Genomic DNA, 19235 nt, shown 5'->3' on the forward strand with positions numbered 1-19235 from the left:
CATTCGCAAAACTCGACAGATACAAGCATTCACCTGAATTCTCGCAGAAACATTTTTATTTAAAATCTCCTGCCTCGAGCTTGCGAATGGTGATGTCACGAAATATCTTAAACATGGTTTAAGAATTTCGTTGAGTTTTAATTATTCAGCGCCATCTGGAACAAAAACATAACCGACGCCCCAAACCGTTTGGATATAACGGGCACGGGCTGGGTTTTCTTCAATTAGACGACGTAAACGTGAGACTTGTACGTCAATTGAACGTTCCATGGCACCCCATTCACGTCCACGCGCTAAATTCATTAATTTGTCACGAGTGAGAGGTTCGCGCGGATGTTGTACGAGGGCCTTAAGTACAGCAAATTCACCCGTAGTCAGTGTGACCACTTGACCTTCACGAGTGAGGGTGCGTGTGGAGAGGTCTAAAGACCATGGACCAAAACTCACCACTTCCATTTGCTGACTTGGTGCGCCAGGCACTTCACGCACTTGACGACGTAATACCGCACGAATACGGGCTAACAATTCATTCGGATTAAATGGCTTAGGTAAATAATCATCGGCACCCGCTTCTAAACCCGCAATACGGTCTGAATCGCTACCTCGAGCGGTCAGCATAATAATCGGCGTATCAATATTTGAGTGGCGCAAACGACGACAAATACTTAAGCCATCTTCCACAGGAAGCATAAAATCGAGCACGATGAGGGAAAATAGTTCGCGTTGGAGTAAGCGATCCATTTGGGTGGCATCGTGCGCTGTTTTCACCACGAAACCTTTATCTTCCAAGAAGCGCTGTAACAGTGTCCGTAAACGCACATCATCATCTACGACGAGAATGCGTTCAACGCGATCAGTTTCTGCATGTACAACATCGCCATGTTCTGCAGGTACAACTAAACTCATGATGTGTGCTCCTTATTCTTTATTGTCATCGTATACGGGGTCGAGAGATCATTAGGAGTATACGATTCATTTATATCGATTTGCTATGTTCTAAAGCAACAAATATCGCAGATAAAATCAAGACATAGATACCAAATATATACATCTAAAATAGCGGATTAACGCCTGATTTACTGTAGTTCTTTGCCTGAATATGCAAAAAAAGTGTGCGAATGGTGAAAAAATCGAAAATTGGCAAATTCAATCAGAATGAAATTTAATAAAACAGTTGTGGATTTTATGGTCTTGGTCTTTATAATCATGGCTTTTAGAACTTATCCTTGTGGGATCAAACACGATGACTGACTTAGTTCAGCAGTTGGCAACAGAGCTTGCCGTACGTTCAAATCAGGTTGAAGCTGCGATTAAACTAATCGATGAAGGCGCAAGCGTTCCATTTATCGCACGTTACCGTAAAGAAGTGACGCAAGGTTTAGACGACATTCAATTACGTCAGCTTGATACACGTTTAGCTTATTTAAGAGATTTATACGAGCGTCGCGAAAAAGTCATTGAATCATTGAAAGAACAAAATAAATTGTCAGATGATTTATTGGCACGTGTAAAAGCTGCTGAAACCAAAAATGCTTTAGAAGAAATTTACGCGCCCTACCGTCCAAAGCGCACCAGTAAATCATTTAAAGCGAAAGAAGCGGGCTTGGGTCCAATTGCAGAAAAAATCTTTCAAGATGCAGTTGAACCAAGTGAAGCTTTGGCTGGTTTTAGTCATGAAGAATACCCAGATTTGGAAAGCCAACTTGACGCGATCCAGCACATTCTGATTGATGACTGGGCACAAAATATTGCTTTAACTACAGAGTTAAAAACCACTTTTGCTAAAACAGCAGTACTGAAAAGCTTGGTGGCAAGTGAAGAGAAAAAAGAAGTCGGTAAGAAATTCCGCGATTATTTTGATTTCTCTGAAAACCTAAACAAAGTCCCTTCACATCGTTTATTGGCGATGTTACGTGGTCGCCAAGAAAATGTTTTGGGCTTAAAGATCGATGGCGAAGATGCTGCACCTTTGGCTCGTATTGAAGTTGAATACAATTTAGATCAGGTTCAGCCACAAGCACGTCAAGACTTTTTAAAGCAAACTGCGAAACTGTTTTGGTTAGGTAAAGTGCGTCCAAGCATCGAACATTCATTATTGACTGAAAAGCGTTTGAATGCCGAAGCTGAAGCGATGCAAGTATTTGCTGAAAACCTACGTCACTTATTGCTTTCTGCACCAGCAGGCAGCCGTTGTACCCTTGGGGTAGATCCTGGTATTCGTACAGGGGTGAAATTGGCTGTGGTGAATGAATCTGGTGATGTGGTTGCACATAGCACCATTTACCCATTTGCACCGAAAGAAGATAAAGCGGGTTCAATCGCTGAATTAGCGCGTTTGTGCCAAGAGTTCAATGTCGATTTAATCGCGATTGGCAATGGTACAGCAAGCCGTGAAACAGAAGCTGTCGTTGCAGAAATGATGGCGCAACACCCTGAACTTAAGGTTACCCGTGTGACGGTGAGTGAAGCAGGCGCATCGGTTTATTCTGCATCTGAATTGGCTTCGGCTGAATTGCCAGAGTTGGATGTGTCGATTCGTGGTGCGGTTTCAATTGCGCGTCGCTTACAAGATCCATTGGCTGAATTAGTCAAAATTGATCCAAAATCGATTGGCGTCGGTCAATACCAACATGACGTAAACCAAACAGGTTTAGCCAAAACCCTAGATGCTGTGGTTGAAGACTGTGTGAACGCCGTTGGTGTTGATGTAAACACCGCTTCTGCTGCAATTTTGGGTTATATCGCAGGTTTGAATAAAGCGATTGCACAGCAAATCGTGGAATTCCGTAAAGAAAATGGTCGTTTCGACAACCGTCAAGACCTGAAAAAAGTGCCTCGTTTAGGCGATCGTACTTTTGAACAAGCGGCAGGTTTCTTACGTATTCAAAATGGTAGCGAACCACTAGATGCCTCTGCGGTGCACCCTGAAAGCTATGGCTTGGTCGAAAAAATGGTGACTGCCAAAGCGACCACTGTGAAAGACTTAATTGGCAACAGCGAAATTATTCGTCAAATTAAGGCAGAAGATTTTGCTGATGAACAGTTTGGTTTGCCAACCATTCAAGACGTTTTAAGCGAATTGGAAAAACCAGGCCGTGACCCACGTCCAGAATTCCGTACCGCTAAATTCCGTGAAGACATTACAGAAGTTGCGCAACTCACTGAAGGAATGCAGCTTGAAGGTGTCGTGACCAATGTGACCAACTTCGGCGCTTTCGTTGATGTGGGTGTACATCAAGACGGTTTGGTACACATTTCTGAATTGGCGAATGAGTTTGTTTCTGATCCGCACAAAGTAGTGAAACCTGGTCAAATTGTTCAGGTGCGTGTATTACAAGTCGATGCAGAGCGTAACCGTGTGAACTTGTCGATGCGTCCAGAAGGTTCTGAAGCTCCAGCGAAAGCACCGCGTCCACCACGTCGTGAGCAAAATCAAGAGCAGCGTGGTGAGCGTAAGCCACAAGGTAAACGCCCACAGCAGGTGCGTCCACAAGGTGAGCGTCCACAGCGTCAAGGTGGTCAAAAGCCGCAAGCCCATAAACCACAAGAGAACAAGATTGGTGGTTTGGGTGCATTGTTATTACAAGCAGGGATTAAAGGCTCTAAATAAACTGCTAAATTAAAAAATTGATTAAAGAAGTCTATCTCGATAGGCTTCTTTTTTATGTAGAAATAATAGGATAAGTAATGATTAAATATAAAAAAATCCGTGGAGAAAAAAGACGAATTAGAAAAATTAAAGAGTGGATTGGTGATCATCTTGTCCTTGATATTGCATATTTAAAGCAATATCAGTGTGAATATGTAAAGTTTTGGGTTAGCCCATGGGATAGGTTATCTCTAACAAATAGTCAGTATCCACAACCTCAAGGTATATATAAGGAATTATTTTTTGGTGGGTTGCTACAAATATACATGTCATGGAAAGAGCAATTAGATTTCTTAGGTCAGCCTTATTATTTAAGGATATGGTTATTTGAAAATGATTTAAAGCGGTCACAAATTGTTTGTGCAATTGGTGAAAAGCTTGAAAATTATCATAATGTTTTTGAAGATACCCATTTAGGCGACTCAATATTAAGTGTAGATGAATGGCAGGATGTGCAAGATATTATAAATAAATTTAACTGGGAAAAGAAAAAAGAGATAACACTGTACGAAATGGATTGGATTGGTAGCTTAACTGACTATGTATCAAATAAAGAGTATGAAGATTCAACAAGATGGTTTACGAGTAATGTGATCACTAAATACCGAGAGATAAAAAAATTTAATAGTTCTGACTATTATGTTGTTGAAACCGATAATGTTTGGATAGGCTATATTTTATAAATTTAAGATGAAAATTATCTAATAAAGATCAAAGTACTTAAGCATTTTCGTATCTTATCCAACTTTCCAAATCTATAAAATTTTGTACCACCTATATTTATGAATGGTTAATCATGCGTATTTAATAAAAATCGAAGTCGTAAAGATGAGCCGAATCTGAAGATCAACAAAAATAACATTAAAAGCTGTTAAACCTTCACAACAGCACAGCATAACTTCACTTTTCACCCAGTAGATTGTCCGACAAGATTGAGGGCGTCTGGATATTAATATACAGACGTAAATTTTTTGCTATTTGATCATTATAAACGGTTTAACTATGTTGACTTTAGAAAGAAAAAACCGATTCCATATCAGGGATGCTTTGTCAGGTTTAGTGGTGTTTTTGGTGGCATTACCGCTGTGTCTAGGTATTGCTCTTGCATCAGGCGCTCCAATTATTTCAGGGATTATCTCTGGAATTATTGGCGGTATATTGGTTGGACTATTGAGTGGCTCACATATTAGCGTTGCGGGTCCAGCAGCAGGGCTAACGGCTGTAATTCTGGTACAATTGGATCAATTAGGCGGCAATTATGCCGCTTTTTTATTGTGTATTATTTTTGCAGGTCTACTGCAAATTGGCTTTGGTTTACTCAAGCTAGGGTTCTTTGCCAATTTTATCCCTAACAATGTCATTTTGGGGCTTTTGGCAGCTATTGGAATTATTCTAATTCTCAGCCAATTGCCATATCTTTTGGGTTTTTCCAATTTTTCATGGGAACAGCTCTGGGGCGGTCAAATTCACACTGTGTTTGCCACAGTCGATACTGGTGCTGCACTGATTGGCCTATTCAGCTTATTGCTGATCTTGATGTGGGATTGTAGCCCGCTCAAAAAATACAATATTCCCTCAGCTTTGGTGGCCGTCGTTTTAGCAGCAGGAATCAATTATCTGCTAGTCGCCACTCAATCTCCTTGGGCAGTGAGTACGTCAAATTTAATCCAATTACCCAACATTTGGCAGGCACCTGAGCAAGTATTAATGGGACCTGACTGGCGTTATTTAACCGAACCCTTAATTTATACAGGAGCACTGACCCTAGCTGTGGTTGCTTCTTTGGAAACTTTGCTGAATCTGGAAGCGGCTGACAAGTTAGACCCTTATAAACGCTCATCACCTCCAAACCGTGAATTGTGGGCGCAGGGCATTGGCAATGTGGTTTCGGGTGCTGTCGGGGGTATGCCACTCACTTCGGTGATTGTGCGCAGTTCAGTCAATGCCAATTCAGGAGCACGGAGTAAGTATTCCAGTGTGATTCATGGGCTATTGCTGTTGTTGGCTGTACTGTGTTTTGTGCCGTTGATGAATATGATTCCCTTATCTGCATTGGCTGCCATTTTATTGGTGACGGGCTTTAAACTCACGCATCCTAAGTTGTTTCAGCAGTTGTATCAAAAGGGCTGGAAACAGTTTGTGCCATTTATTATTACCCTGATAGCGATTTTACTGACCGATTTGCTAATGGGTATTTTGGTGGGGTTATTTTGCAGTGCGGCTTTTATTCTGTACGGCAACTTTTATAAAGGCGTCAGAATTTATAAAGAGCATCATTTGCATGGTATCGTCACCCGTATTGAACTACCGTCACAAGTCACTTTTTTGAATCGTTCAGCCCTCATTTCAGCACTGGAGCATATTCATGCAGGTGAACAGTTAATTATTGACGCCACACAATCGGAAACGATTGATGCGGATATTTATCAGGTCATTCAGGATTATCAAGCTGAAACAGCACTGAAACGTCAGGTTGATGTGAAATTGATGGGCTTTAAACAACATTATCAAGAACTGGATGATGCAGTCTTAGATATTGATATCAGCACAGCCGAATTACAGCGTCAATTGAGTCCATCACAAGTGATTGATTTACTTAAAGCAGGTAATGAGCGTTTCGTTCAAAATGATCGTTTGCAACGGGATATCTACCGTCAGATTCGCGTCACGGCTGATCAAGGTCAGCACCCGATTGCAGCAGTATTGGGGTGTATGGATTCGCGTGCGCCAACAGAAATGTTGTTTGATGTCGGGATTGGAGATCTGTTTAGTTTACGGATTGCAGGGAATATTGCAGGACAAAAGGTGTTAGGTTCGCTTGAGTTCGCCTGTCAAGCCAAAGGCTCTAAAGTGATTGTGGTGCTAGGACATACCGACTGTGGTGCAGTCAGTAGTGCATGCCAATTACGCTTACAGCAGAAACAGATTGCGGAGGTGAAGGAGATGCCGCATATTCAATATGTGTTGGGGCCATTAATGCAATCGGTAAACAGCGTGTATCAAATTATGCAGCCGCGTGAACTGAGTAAAGCCTTCTTGGATCAAGTTACAGCGCTGAATGTGTTGTATAACATTCAATATATTCAGCAACACAGTGCGGTATTAGCAGAGATGCTACAGCAGGGACAAATTGCAATTGTGGGTGCGATTTACGATGTGCAAACAGGTCGAGTCAATTTTCTGGAAACCTAAAGGTTGATAGCATCTTAAATAGTGATGAAATCCTGAGCCTTATGCAGAAATATGTTGAGACTGAAATAAAAAATAAAGATATAAAAAAGCCTGTCTTTTGACAGGCTTTTTGAATATTTGGATCTTACCAATGTTCACCTGGGAACAGACGGACATACGCCTTCTGTACCCAATTGAGGCGTTCTTGTTTTCCAATCGATGCAGAAGAACTTGGAAACAGGTTATAGCCAATCGACATCAGCATATTGTTAATATCAGGAGCAATCGCATAGGTAATGGATGCTAAACGACCAAGATTGGTGGCAATTTTCTTTGGACGCTTCACAATGGCATAAGCAATTAAGTCGGCTGCTTGTTCAGGAGACAGCGTAGGGACGTATTTATACATTTTGGTTGGCGCGATCATTGGCGTGCGCACCAGCGGCATATAAATTGAGGTGATGGCAATTTTATGCGCATGTGCTTCTGCAGACAGACAGCGGCTAAATGCATCTAGGGCTGCTTTAGAGGCGACATAAGCAGAGAAGCGAGTCGCATTGGCCAAAACACCAATCGAGCTGATATTAATGATTTGACCGCCTTTACGATCCATCATGTGTGGCAATAGGTTCAGGACTAAACGTACAGCCCCAAAATAATTCAGTTGCATGGTACGTTCAAAATCGTGAAAGCGATCAAGTGATTCATGGACGGCACGACGAATTGAACGGCCCGCATTGTTAATTAAAATATCAATATGTTCTACAGACGCTAAGATGTCTTTAGAGACCGCATCAATGGCTTCCATATCATTAAGGTCACATGGAAATACAGAGGCCTTACCGCCTTTAGCTTCAATTTCCGCCTTGACTTCATCTAAAGTTTCTTTGGTGCGCGAGACGAGCAGCACATGTGCACCTGCATCAGCTAGGCGATGTGCTGTGGTCAATCCAATTCCGCTGGATGCACCTGTAATAAGTACGGTTTTGCCGTGGATACGGTCCTGAAAGAGTTTCTCTAATTTTGCTTTCACGCTGTGTTTCCCTGATTAGAATTTAGTTCACTTAAATTCTAAATTGTCTTTATTTTATTGGAGAACTTAGTTCACATTATTCCATGAGTTGACTAAAACTCACACGGATAATGATAGCGGATATAATGAAAAAAGCTATAAATAAGTCTTTGAATTTATAAATAAAAATAGAGTAATTGCTCTATTTTTAGGATATATTTTGTTAATTTCTAACACGTTTTCATTTAAATTCCAAGAGATAATACTGAAAAATCAAGACCTCTTTTGAGGTCTTGATCGGTTGCTTAGACCTTGGCTAAAGCTTGTTCTAAATCAGCAAGCAGATCATCAATATGTTCAATGCCGACAGAAAGACGAACCATATCAATACTCACTCCAGCAGATTTTAATTCCACTTCATTCAATTGGCGATGAGTGGTGGTGGCAGGGTGGCACGCCAGACTTTTTGCATCACCGATATTGACTAAGCGTGTAAACAGTTGTAGCGCATCAATAAAGCGCGTCCCACCTTCACGACCATCTTGTACCCCAAAGGATAAAATCGCAGAGGGCTGACCTTTGACATATTTTTGTGCCAAACCATGTTGAGGATGGTCTTTCAGTCCGGCATAGTTGACCCATTTTACTTTAGGATGGGCTTGCAAATATTCCGCCACTTTTTGGGCATTGTAGGTATGACGTTCCATACGCAAGTTTAAAGTTTCTAAGCCTTGTAGAATCAAGAACACGCTTAAAGGGCTAATTGCAGCACCCGTATTACGTAATGGCACCACACGGGCACGTGCGATATAAGCGGCTTCACCTAAAGCTTCGACATAGTTCACGCCGTGATAACTCGGGTCAGGCGTATTCAACACTTTAAAGCGTTCAGGATATTTGCCCCAAGGGAACTTGCCGCTATCGACAATTGCACCGCCAATCGAGTTACCATGCCCGCCAATATATTTGGTGAGTGAATGAATCACAATATCTGCACCATATTCAAATGGTTTGAGCAGTGCAGGAGTCGCAACGGTATTATCAACCACCACAGGCACACCATATTCATGCGCAATTTTGGCAATGGCTTCTAGGTCAATAATATTGCCCAGTGGATTACCAATCGATTCAACAAAGACCAATTTAGTTTTTTCATCAATTAAACCGCGTAAGGCTTCTGGATCTTGATAATCAAAGAAACGAACTTCAATACCTTGTTTCGGCAAGGTATGCGCAAACAGGTTATACGTACCACCGTACAAGGTCGACACTGAAGCAATGTTGTCACCTGCTTCGGTAATGGTTTGAATGGCGTAAGTAATGGCTGCCATGCCAGATGCTAAGGCTAACGCACCAATACCCCCTTCGAGTGCGGCCAAACGTTGTTCTAGCACCGCAGTGGTCGGGTTCATAATTCGGGTATAAATATTGCCTTGGACTTTAAGGTCAAATAAATCCGCACCATGTTGCGTATTATCAAAGGCATAAGAGGTGGTTTGATAAATCGGTACGGCCACTGCTTTGGTGGTGGCTTCAGGGCTGTAACCTGCATGAATGGCTAAAGTTTCGTCTTTATAGGTCATGAACTTCATCTACGTGAGTTAAATTTTGCACAGTCTATCATTAATGAATATGATGCAAACTGTGAAAATAATGAATATTTATCTAAAAAATTCATAAAGATGAGCTGTGGGGAGTACTTTGTCCACAGAAGAGGGTGATAAAGGGTGTGTTTAAAAAATGACCGAGATGAAAGTTGTAACATTGCATTGAAGATCGGTTTGATGCCTTATTTTTTCAACGTATTCATCGTATAATGCCCGCAAATATTTTTTCGCTTCTTGCGATTTTTTGGTTTTTCTATTGAGGAGTCCTACGTGGCCCAATATATTTATACGATGAACCGAGTGTCTAAGATGGTTCCGCCTAAGCGCGAAATCTTAAAAGACATCTCTTTGTCATTTTTCCCGGGTGCAAAAATTGGTGTACTTGGTTTAAACGGTGCAGGTAAATCGACCTTGCTTCGTATTATGGCGGGCGTAGACAAAGATTTCTCTGGTGAAGCGCGTGCGCAACCAGGTATCAAAATTGGTTATCTAGAGCAAGAACCACCGCTCGATCCAAATAAAGACGTTCGTGGCAACGTAGAAGATGGTTTACGTGAACCATTAGATGCTTTGGCGCGTTTGGACGAAGTGTTTGCAGAATATGCGGCTGAAGATGCAGACTTTGATAAGTTAGCGAAAGAACAAGAAAAATTAGAAGCGATTATCCATTCATGGGATGCGCATAACCTCAGCAACCAAATGGATCAAGCCGCAGCTGCGTTGAACCTTCCAGCTTGGGATGCTGACGTGACTTTACTGTCAGGTGGTGAGCGTCGTCGTGTTGCACTGTGTCGTTTGCTTTTATCTAAGCCAGACATGTTGCTTCTAGACGAACCGACGAACCATTTGGATGCAGAGTCTGTGTCTTGGTTAGAGCGTTTCTTGAAAGACTTTGCGGGCACCATTGTGGCGATTACGCATGACCGTTATTTCTTGGATAACGTAGCGGAATGGATTCTTGAGCTTGACCGTGGTATGGGTATTCCGTATCAAGGTAACTATTCTTCTTGGTTAGAGCAAAAGAATGCGCGTCTAGAACAAGAGAATAAGCAAGAAGAGTCTTTTGCTAAAGCATTGAAGAAAGAACTTGAATGGGTTCGTTCAAATGCCAAAGGTCAACAAAAGAAAAACAAAGCGCGTATGGAGCGTTTTGAAGAGCTTAACTCACGCGAATTCCAACAGCGTAACGAAACCTCTGAAATCTATATTCCACCTGGTCCACGTCTAGGCAATAAAGTGGTAGAAGTGGAAGGCATCAGCAAATCATTTGATGGTCGCCTACTGTACGAAAACCTTAGCTTTACCGTACCGCCTACCGCAATTGTGGGTATCGTGGGTCCAAACGGTGCAGGTAAAACCACTTTATTCCGTATGATGACGGGTGAACAACAGCCAGACACTGGTACGGTGACTTTGGGTGAGTCGGTTAAAGTGGCGTATGTGGGTCAGATTCGTGACACTTTAGATAACAACAAAACGGTTTGGGAAGAAGTTTCTGGCGGTTTGGATATCTTAAGAATTGGCGATTATGAAATTGCATCACGTGCTTATATCGGTCGTTTTAACTTTAAAGGCCAAGATCAGCAAAAACGTGTAGGCGAATTGTCAGGGGGTGAGCGTAACCGTTTACAACTGGCGAAAATCCTGCAAATGGGCGCAAACGTGATCTTACTGGATGAGCCATCGAACGACTTGGATATCGAAACTTTACGTGCGCTTGAAGATGCCATTTTGGTATTCCCAGGTACAGTGATGGTGGTATCGCATGACCGTTGGTTCCTTGACCGTATTGCAACGCACATTTTGTCATTTGAAAACGAGCAGCCTGAGTTCTACGAAGGCAACTATGCTGAGTATGAAGCATACCGTTTGGCTCGTTTAGGCGACGATGCGGTACAAAAGCGTACCAAATACAAAAAAATCGGTGGTTAATCTCACTGCATAAAAAAACCAGCCTTCGGGCTGGTTTTTTTATGGGAATGATTTAAGAAAAAGCCAATTCACTATAGGCATCATACAGACAGCGCTTCGCATCTGGATGACCATCTCGTGCGGCTTTTTTTAACCACTTCTCGGCTTTATCATAATTACGATCTAAACCTAATTGCCCATTTAAGTAGCCAATGCCCATTTTAAATTCTGCTTCGGGGTGACCGCGTAAAGCAGAACGGAGAAAATACCACATCGCATTACGGCTGTTACTGGACGACATTGGGCTGTGGTCGATCTGTATCGGGGCTGCCGTTTGCAAGACATTCTTTTGCATGAATACATGGTAATGTTCACATAATGCCAGTTGCTCGAAATGCAATCCACGTTGATATTCGTGTTCACCTGCATGATCAAATATAGGTGTTACCAAGTCGTGATAGGGAGTGTGAAATAACAGTGTCCATACTGTTTTGAGGTATTCCATATTCATCTTCGCCTCCTTGTTGCTGACAACATCTGTGGTCATTATTTAATTTAAACGTTTTGGCACTTAGATGTATTAAATTATTGTAACAAAATAGGTTTTCTCTGTATGTTCTGTTAAAACTTCCAGTCAATTTTGGCGTGTAATTTTATTACATCCACGAAGCTGTTATAGTGTCCGCAAATTGTGTTGACCGTATTTTATGCAGTGAAACGTTCTCGTCTTTTTGTCACCGTATTGTTCAGTTTGTTCATGTTTCAAAGTCTTTGGAACGTGGCAGCGGCATTTTGTGTGCATGAAGAGCCCAAGCGCGTGAGTACGATGCCGCATTTTGGACATCATGCAACAGCCAGTTGCGAGTCTATAGCGCATGGAGTACTACAAAAAAGTACAACTCAAGACACATCTTCCTTTGATTTGGCGGCCTTTGCACAAGACGATCATAGCGATCATTTACCTTCTTTTGCACATGTGATTCTGACCGAAGCTCAGCAGTCGGCTTTATCTCCCGTTTTTATTCCCCAATTGGTTCAGGTTCAGTTTAACTGGCAAAATCTGTATCAATCGCCCCATTTATTCCTCACCAATCCACCTCCTGTTTTAACCCCGCTATAGGTGGGGTAGCCGAAAATATGGCCCACCACTAATTTTTAACTTTAGTGGGGCATCAACATGTCTTTTAAAACTTCGAAAGTTCCAGATTTCGATCCTGTGCGCGTGTCTATGCGTGCAATAGGCTTGGCACTGAGCGTAGCGTTTTGCAGTTTGCCTGTATGGGCGGGTCAGCAGTCGCCACTCACGTTGTCGCAAGCCATACAACGTTCAGCAGAGTATCAACAGACCCAAGGCGTATGGAAAACGCAACAGCAAATTGCCACTGCGCATATAAAACAGGCAAAGCTGTGGATAAATCCAGAGTTGTCCATAGAGCAAACCGGCTTTAATTCTGATCAAGATCGGGAACTGGCATTGGGTCTTTCTCAGCGTCTGGATATTTTTGGTGAACGCAAGACCAAGCAAAAACGTGCGCAAATTGCCCAACAGCAGATTGGGCTGAAACAACAGATCTATCAAGCCGAATTGGAATTGGCCGTCAAATACTTGTGGTCACAATTGGCGATCTATGAATTGGAACGTCAGGTGGTACAAGAGCAATTACGGGTTAGTGAAGAAAATCTAGATGCCATTCAAAAGCGTTATCAGGCAGGCAGTGTGGCACAGGTCGATGTTGATCGTGCTCGCTTGAGTCATGCCGAAAGTTTGCGTTTGTTCCGACAAGCTGATTTACAAGTCCAGTTGGCAAAACAGTATTTGTCGAGTGCTTGGGGAGAACGAGATCAGTCAGTGGCTGTTGCACTTAGCCCACAGCACGTATGGCCTACAACGACAGCTCAGCAAGTCCAGCAGCATTTAACCGCCAATTTAATGGAAAAAAATCGGCAATTATTGTTGCTTGATTCACATGCCAAAATTGAGCAATTGAAAGCTCAAGCACGTCCCAGCCCTACTGTGAATGTGGGTGTGAATCGCAGTCGATCGGTAGAAACGAATGCGGACAATGCCTTAGTGGTCGGTGTTTCCATTCCTTTAAATCTATTTGACCGTCAGCAATATGGCAAGGAAATCGCGCAGGCACAGCAAGTTCAGCTAGAGCAGCAACAGGAATTTTATCTGAAGCAAAATGCCTTGCAGGTGGGGACTTTACTGACGGAATTACAAGGTCTAGAAGTGCAGTTTAATGTGTTGCAACGGACGCAACTGCCTTTAGCACAAACCGTTCAGCAAAAGACGCTACAAGGCTTTAAGGTCGGTAAATTTGCACTTTTGGATGTACAGCAAGCCACCTTGCAATTGCAAGAGGTACGCCTGCGTAAAGTACAACTATTAAAAGATGCTTGGCAGCGCGCACTTGAAGCGGAAAGCCTCAGTTTAGGCATTGATCCGAATCTGGTCATGAACAAAGATGCGATTGCACAATTAAATCAAAGCCTGTGGCAAGACACACAGGCATTATCAGATATTGGTGGGGGAAATTAACATGTTGAATTTGAGCAATAAGAGATTAAATCAACAGGGGAAAATCTCCCAAAAACTGTTAATGATATTGGCGATCGTGGTTACGGCAGTGGTGTCTATAGCGGTGTTGTTCTTGACGCAAAAGTCATCGACGAAGGAAGATGAGCACGGACACGCTGAAGCAGAAGAACATGCCGATGAAGAAGGGCGTCAGGATACGGAGGAACATGATGTTGCAATTGCCTTAACGGCTAAACAGGTGACCGAACAAGGTATTCGACTGGCTGTTGCAGAGTTGGGTCCTGTCATGAAATCGGCAGCTTATCCTGCCAAACTGGTGGTGAATACTGACCGCCAAGCGCATGTAGCGCCTGCATTTGCAGGGCATGTCGAAACCGTCTATGTCGAATTGGGGCAGCAGGTCGCGAAAGGACAAGCACTTGCCAGTTTATTGGTGCCAGATCTGGTGGATCAACAAGCCAGTTTACAAGTGGAACAAGCCAATTTGGAATTGGCACGACAAGATTATGAGCGCGAGAAAAAGTTATGGTCAGAAGGTATTTCTGCCAAGCAGGATTATCAACGTGCCTATAACGCCTATCAGCAAGCGCAGATTCAGGTCAGAGCAACACGCTCACGTTTATCTGCATTTGGTGCTCAAGCGAACAGCCAAGGGCGTTATGTGTTAAAGGCACCCATCGCAGGTGTGATCAGTCAGAAAGATTTGGTGGTGGGCGAGAATGTACAACTGGCTGATCAATTGTTTGTGATTGATCAGTTGGATCAATTGTGGCTGGAATTTATTGCGCCGAGCAGTGAATTTGCCACAATTGTGCCAAATCAAAATATTGAGTTTAAATCCTTACAAACAGGGCATGTATTTAAGGCACAGATTCAAAGCTTAAATAGTCAAGCCGATGCGCAAACGGGGCGTCTACAAGTCCGTGCAAAAGTCTTATCCAATGCAGCAGAATTACGTCCAAATTTAATGGTGAATGTGCAGTTGCAACAGCAACAAGCCCAACAGGGACTGCGTATTCTTGCCAGTGCGGTACAGCAAGTGGAAGGGAAAGATGCGGTGTTTGTGGCAACGCAGCATCAACAAAAGCTGGAATTTATGCCTCAAGCTGTAACTTTGGGCGCTCGTTCTAGTGATGGTCAATGGATAGAGGTGCAATCTGGTTTAAATAAGGGGCAACGATACGCAGCACAAGGCAGCTTCTTACTCAAGTCTGAATTAGAAAAAGGGGAGGCGAGCCATGCACACTAAACAGCCGCTTCCGCAAGAGGTTGATCCTACTCAACTTGCTCCAGATGGTTTGCCAGCGCCAGAAGGATGGTTTGATCACATCATCCAGTTTTCTATTCGCAATGCTATTTGGGTCATGCTCTTTGTGCTGACGTGGATTGGGGTAGGGATTTACAGCTATCAACAATTGCCAATTGATGCTGTGCCTGACATTACCAATACGCAGGTGCAAATTAATACCCAAGCCACAGGTTTTACTGCCTTAGAGGTCGAGCAACGAATTACCTATCCCATAGAAAATGCCATGGCAGGGTTACCTGAGTTACAGCAAACTCGTTCTATTTCGCGTTATGGTTTGTCTCAGGTCACCATTATTTTTCAGGATGGCACCGATATTTATTGGGCAAGGCAGTTGATCAATCAGCGTCTACAAGAAGCACAGGCGGAACTTCCCGAAGCCATTATTCCGACCATGTCGCCTATTTCTACGGGGCTGGGTGAAATTTATCAATGGGTGATTAAAGCAGAACCAAATGCACGTAAGGCAGATGGTACGGCGTATAGCGCCATGGATTTACGTGAAATTCAGGACTGGATTGTCCGCCCACAACTGCAACGTGTCGCAGGTGTTGCGGAGGTCAACTCAATTGGTGGGTATAACAAAACCTATGTGGTTACTCCAGATTTACAGCGCTTACAGCAATTGCAAATTCCACTCAGCGAGTTACAAACTGCGCTGACGGAAAATAATGAAAACCGTGGTGCGGGCTTTATTGAACAGAATGGGCAGCAACTGACGGTACGGGTGCCAGGTACACTCACGGATATCAAAGCGATTCAAAATGTCAGCATTGCCAATAAAAATGGTTTTCCGATTCGGGTGGCTGATGTTGCCACAGTGTCCATAGGTCATGATTTACGTACAGGCGCGGCAACCTATAACGGAGAAGAAACGGTATTGGGCATCGCGATGATGATGATGGGCGAAAACAGCCGCACCGTCGCCCAAGCCGTAGATGCCAAATTGAAACAAGTACAACAGTCTTTACCTCAAGGTGTGGTCATTGAAACCGTATATGACCGTACCAGTCTGGTCGATCGTGCGATACAAACCGTACAGAAAAATCTGGTCGAAGGTGCAATTCTGGTTATTGTGATTCTGTTTTTATTTCTGGGGAATTTCCGCGCTGCACTGATCACCGCCTGTGTGATTCCACTTTCGATGCTATTTACCTTAACAGGAATGGCGCAACAGAACATTAGTGCCAATTTGATGAGTTTGGGTGCACTGGATTTTGGCATCATCGTAGATGGTGCTGTGGTGATTGTGGAAAACTGTATTCGCAGATTAGCAGAAGCCCAGCATCGACATCGACGTTTACTTACTCGCTCCGAACGTTTCCGAGAAGTATTTTTAGCAGCGAAACAGGCACGACGACCATTAATTTTTGGGCAACTGATTATTTTGGTGGTGTATTTCCCGATTTTTGCCCTGTCTGGGGTAGAAGCCAAACTGTTTCACCCCATGGCCATGACGGTTGTGTTAGCCCTGATCGGTGCCATTCTTCTCTCGATCAGTTTTGTCCCTGCCGCGGTAGCATTATGGGTCACAGGAGAGATCAAGGAAAAGGAAAGTCGCTGGATGCTCTGGCTCAAGCAGCAGTACACACGATTACTGAATTGGGCGTATGAATTCAAAGCTTTGGTACTGACCCTTGCCTTGTGTATTTTATTTTTTACAGGTGTGCTTGCCACACAGGTGGGGAGTGAGTTCGCACCGCAATTGAGCGAAGGGGATTTTGCGGTACAACAAATGCGTTCACCCAGTACAGGCTTAGAACAGTCTTTGCGTATGCAGGAAAATACTGAAAAGCTATTGTTAAAAAAATTCCCTGAAATCAAAGCAATTTTTGCGCGCACAGGAACCGCAGAGGTCGCAACAGATGTGATGCCCCCCAATATTTCCGATGCGATTGTATTGTTAAAGCCACGTGAGCAATGGCCAGACGCCAAACAAAGCCTCGATGAGCTACGTCAACGCATGATCGCTTTTCTGGCGACTTTACCGGGCAATAACAGTGAGTTTTCTCAACCGATTGAACTACGTTTTAATGAGCTGATTTCGGGTGTACGCAGTGATGTTGGGGTCAAGATTTTTGGCGATGATATGCAGGTGTTGAATCAGCAGGCGACACAGATTGCAGAAAAAATTCAGCGCATTTCAGGCGCAACGGCGGTCAATGTTGAGCAAACTGGCGGTCTTCCTTTATTGAATGTAGAGGTGAACCCAGCCTTAGCTGCGCAATATGGTTTGTCGGTCAAAGCGATTCAAGATTTGGTGGTAACCAGCGTGGGTGGTCAAAACATTGGACAAATTTTACAAGGTGATCGACGCTTTGATTTTGTCATTCGTTTAGACGACCCACAGCGAACGCCTGAACATTTAGCCGTATTACCGCTACAAACCGCAAATGGAGGACTCATTCAACTACAAGACGTGGCTAAAGTTGAAACCATTTTGGGCATAAATCAAGTGAGCCGTGAAGATGGTAAACGCCGTATGGTGGTGACCGCCAATGTCGAAGGGCGTGATTTGGGTTCATTTGTACAGGAGCTACAAACGACGCTGGCAGAGCAGCCTTTACCCGAAGGTTATTGGTTGGATTATGGTGGACAGTTCGAAAATTTAATCTCGGCTAAAAACCGGATGCTCTGGGTGGTGCCTTTGGCCTTAATTGCAATTTTTATTCTACTGATGGCCGTGTTTCACAACGTCAAAGAGAGCTTGCTGGTGTTTACTGGGGTGCCATTTGCGCTGTGTGGCGGTTTGATTGCTTTATGGTTGCGTGATATTCCACTTTCAATGTCAGCAGGTGTAGGTTTTATTGCTTTATCAGGTGTTGCGGTCTTGAATGGTCTGGTCATGCTGACTTTTATCAAAGAGCTAAGACAGCATTTAGATATTTACCATGCCACATGGCAAGGTGCAATTTTGCGTTTACGCCCCGTGTTGATGACGGCTTGTGTTGCTTCATTGGGGTTCATCCCCATGGCTTTGGCGACAGGAACAGGGGCGGAAGTACAACGGCCTTTAGCAACAGTCGTGATTGGCGGGATTTTATCTTCAACGATGCTGACCTTGGTGCTCTTGCCAATTTTGTATCGTTGGATGCATGAAACCAAAGCACCTTAAATGAAATATGCCTTGATTCGCTTTGAATCAAGGCATTGTGGAATCTTAAGAATTTGCTTGAGCAACATGGACACTGATCATGGTGGCGTACTGATTTTTCGGAGTCGCCTTGCTACCGAATTTTTCAGACACTTCAATCAAGTAATTTCCTGCATGTGGAAAAGTAATATTGGCACTGCCATTATTTTGTACAGGAATATTGAGTGCTTGAGCTTCAGTCGCACCTTGAGCACGAACCACTAACTCAGCCTGAGCTAAAGGTTTGTTGGCTTTATGAATTTGGAGCTGAACCGCTTGCTGCGCGATCAGTGCATTTGGATGGGTAGAAAAATTGACTTGAATCGGTGCTGAACTCGCAGCAATCGTAGAAGTCGATTGTTTGCTGATATAAGTCTGCAAGGTCCATTCACGAACGGTGTCTACTTTTTTGGGCAGTTTGCCGTTAAAGTCACTGGCAATCACATAATCCCGTTCACTTAAAGGCGGGACTTGATCTGCTGTAGCATCGGCTAAAATTTTCCATTGTTTATTATGCTGAACATATTGGATCGGGTAACTGGTCTTAGCAAAAACCGTATAGGTGCCTTTTTCTGGGAGAGGTAAATCAAAGGTGGTGGCCGATTTTAAGGTTGTAGAGGGCTGTACGGTGGCTTGTTTTTGGTCGGGTTGAATAATGGTAAATTGCGGATCTTGGAGTGCATATTCTGCTTGTAAGGCTTGCTCTGCATAAGCTGCAATAACAGGAATTTGGGTGTTGTCCGTGGTAAAGGCCAATGGTGCGACATAAGGTTCATGTGCAAAGCCATAGCTGCTCAGCAGTACCCCAGAAAGAATAACAATTTTTTTCATAACAGAATTCCAATTTCAAAAATGATGCGAGAAGATGAGTGAAGACTTAGCCAATAAATCAAATATGCAAATG

The 19235-nt window shown here is 43.4% G+C and carries 13 protein-coding genes; 8 read left to right on the forward strand and 5 right to left on the reverse strand.

The features are described 5' to 3' along the window. Positions 1-141: 141 nt before the first annotated feature. Entirely contained in the window at positions 142-906 is a 765-nt protein-coding gene (ompR, locus tag M5E07_RS01065; protein WP_116759040.1) for an osmolarity response regulator transcription factor OmpR, read from the reverse strand. A 337-nt stretch (positions 907-1243) separates the two neighbouring features. On the opposite strand from ompR, the gene M5E07_RS01070 reads away from it, so the two are divergent. From M5E07_RS01070 to M5E07_RS01080, 3 genes are all read left to right on the forward strand, one after another. Then, positions 1244-3610 carry a Tex family protein gene (locus M5E07_RS01070; RefSeq protein WP_252221179.1) on the forward strand — a complete coding sequence of 789 codons (2367 nt, stop codon included), beginning with the start codon at positions 1244-1246 and terminating at the stop codon, positions 3608-3610. 77 nt (positions 3611-3687) lie between these two features. Beyond that, positions 3688-4332 carry a hypothetical protein gene (locus M5E07_RS01075; protein ID WP_252221181.1) on the forward strand — a complete coding sequence of 215 codons (645 nt, stop codon included), beginning with the start codon at positions 3688-3690 and terminating at the stop codon, positions 4330-4332. 319 nt (positions 4333-4651) lie between these two features. Continuing rightward, positions 4652-6841, forward strand: a complete 2190-nt coding sequence (locus M5E07_RS01080; protein ID WP_252221183.1) for a SulP family inorganic anion transporter — start codon at positions 4652-4654, stop codon at positions 6839-6841. Between the two features lie 124 nt (positions 6842-6965). On the opposite strand, the gene M5E07_RS01085 is transcribed toward M5E07_RS01080, so the two are convergent. Then, complete coding sequence (locus M5E07_RS01085) at positions 6966-7853, reverse strand: SDR family NAD(P)-dependent oxidoreductase (protein ID WP_252221185.1); 888 nt, start codon at positions 7851-7853, stop codon at positions 6966-6968. Positions 7854-8137: 284 nt separating this feature from the next. Continuing rightward, positions 8138-9415 carry an O-acetylhomoserine aminocarboxypropyltransferase/cysteine synthase family protein gene (locus M5E07_RS01090; RefSeq protein WP_116759036.1) on the reverse strand — a complete coding sequence of 426 codons (1278 nt, stop codon included), beginning with the start codon at positions 9413-9415 and terminating at the stop codon, positions 8138-8140. A gap of 294 nt (positions 9416-9709) precedes the next feature. On the opposite strand from M5E07_RS01090, the gene ettA reads away from it, so the two are divergent. Next, positions 9710-11371 (forward strand): energy-dependent translational throttle protein EttA, encoded by a 1662-nt coding sequence (gene ettA / locus M5E07_RS01095; RefSeq protein ID WP_252221187.1) that lies wholly within the window; start codon positions 9710-9712, stop codon positions 11369-11371. 52 nt (positions 11372-11423) lie between these two features. On the opposite strand, the gene M5E07_RS01100 is transcribed toward ettA, so the two are convergent. Beyond that, the gene (locus M5E07_RS01100; RefSeq protein WP_252221189.1) at positions 11424-11861 is read right to left on the reverse strand and encodes a tetratricopeptide repeat protein; all 438 of its coding nucleotides are present in this window, start codon (positions 11859-11861) and stop codon (positions 11424-11426) included. Between the two features lie 201 nt (positions 11862-12062). Between M5E07_RS01100 and M5E07_RS01105 the strand changes: the two genes are divergently transcribed. The 4 genes from M5E07_RS01105 to M5E07_RS01120 are packed head-to-tail and all read left to right on the forward strand — an operon-like array spanning position 12063 to position 18313. Then, a complete protein-coding gene (locus M5E07_RS01105) occupies positions 12063-12470 on the forward strand; it encodes a cation efflux protein, CzcI-like (protein WP_350464057.1) in 408 nt (135 codons plus the stop codon). 57 nt (positions 12471-12527) lie between these two features. Continuing rightward, on the forward strand, positions 12528-13892 hold the full coding sequence (locus tag M5E07_RS01110; protein ID WP_252221193.1) for a TolC family protein: 1365 nt from the start codon (positions 12528-12530) through the stop codon (positions 13890-13892). Position 13893: 1 nt separating this feature from the next. Next, positions 13894-15141 carry an efflux RND transporter periplasmic adaptor subunit gene (locus M5E07_RS01115; RefSeq protein WP_252221195.1) on the forward strand — a complete coding sequence of 416 codons (1248 nt, stop codon included), beginning with the start codon at positions 13894-13896 and terminating at the stop codon, positions 15139-15141. Then, positions 15131-18313, forward strand: coding sequence for an efflux RND transporter permease subunit (locus M5E07_RS01120; RefSeq protein ID WP_252221196.1), 3183 nt, complete (start codon positions 15131-15133; stop codon positions 18311-18313). Before M5E07_RS01115 ends, M5E07_RS01120 begins: the two co-directional genes overlap by 11 nt. A 45-nt stretch (positions 18314-18358) precedes the next feature. Here the strand turns inward: M5E07_RS01120 and M5E07_RS01125 are convergent, their stop codons facing one another. Beyond that, positions 18359-19162, reverse strand: a complete 804-nt coding sequence (locus tag M5E07_RS01125; protein ID WP_252221198.1) for a DUF4198 domain-containing protein — start codon at positions 19160-19162, stop codon at positions 18359-18361. Between the last annotated feature and the right edge of the window lie 73 nt (positions 19163-19235).

This window comes from Acinetobacter tibetensis, assembly GCF_023824315.1.
Classification (GTDB): Bacteria; Pseudomonadota; Gammaproteobacteria; order Pseudomonadales; family Moraxellaceae; genus Acinetobacter; species Acinetobacter tibetensis.

Excerpts from the sequence above, each read along its gene's own strand:
- M5E07_RS01120 (WP_252221196.1), top strand. The coding sequence starts at position 15,131 with ATGCACACTAAACAGCCGCTTCCGCAAGAGGTTGATCCTACTCAACTT.
- ompR (WP_116759040.1), bottom strand. The coding sequence starts at position 906 with ATGAGTTTAGTTGTACCTGCAGAACATGGCGATGTTGTACATGCAGAA.
- M5E07_RS01090 (WP_116759036.1), bottom strand. The coding sequence starts at position 9,415 with ATGACCTATAAAGACGAAACTTTAGCCATTCATGCAGGTTACAGCCCT.
- M5E07_RS01115 (WP_252221195.1), top strand. The coding sequence starts at position 13,894 with ATGTTGAATTTGAGCAATAAGAGATTAAATCAACAGGGGAAAATCTCC.
- M5E07_RS01070 (WP_252221179.1), top strand. The coding sequence starts at position 1,244 with ATGACTGACTTAGTTCAGCAGTTGGCAACAGAGCTTGCCGTACGTTCA.
- M5E07_RS01125 (WP_252221198.1), bottom strand. The coding sequence starts at position 19,162 with ATGAAAAAAATTGTTATTCTTTCTGGGGTACTGCTGAGCAGCTATGGC.
- M5E07_RS01075 (WP_252221181.1), top strand. The coding sequence starts at position 3,688 with ATGATTAAATATAAAAAAATCCGTGGAGAAAAAAGACGAATTAGAAAA.
- M5E07_RS01100 (WP_252221189.1), bottom strand. The coding sequence starts at position 11,861 with ATGAATATGGAATACCTCAAAACAGTATGGACACTGTTATTTCACACT.
- M5E07_RS01110 (WP_252221193.1), top strand. The coding sequence starts at position 12,528 with ATGTCTTTTAAAACTTCGAAAGTTCCAGATTTCGATCCTGTGCGCGTG.
- M5E07_RS01080 (WP_252221183.1), top strand. The coding sequence starts at position 4,652 with ATGTTGACTTTAGAAAGAAAAAACCGATTCCATATCAGGGATGCTTTG.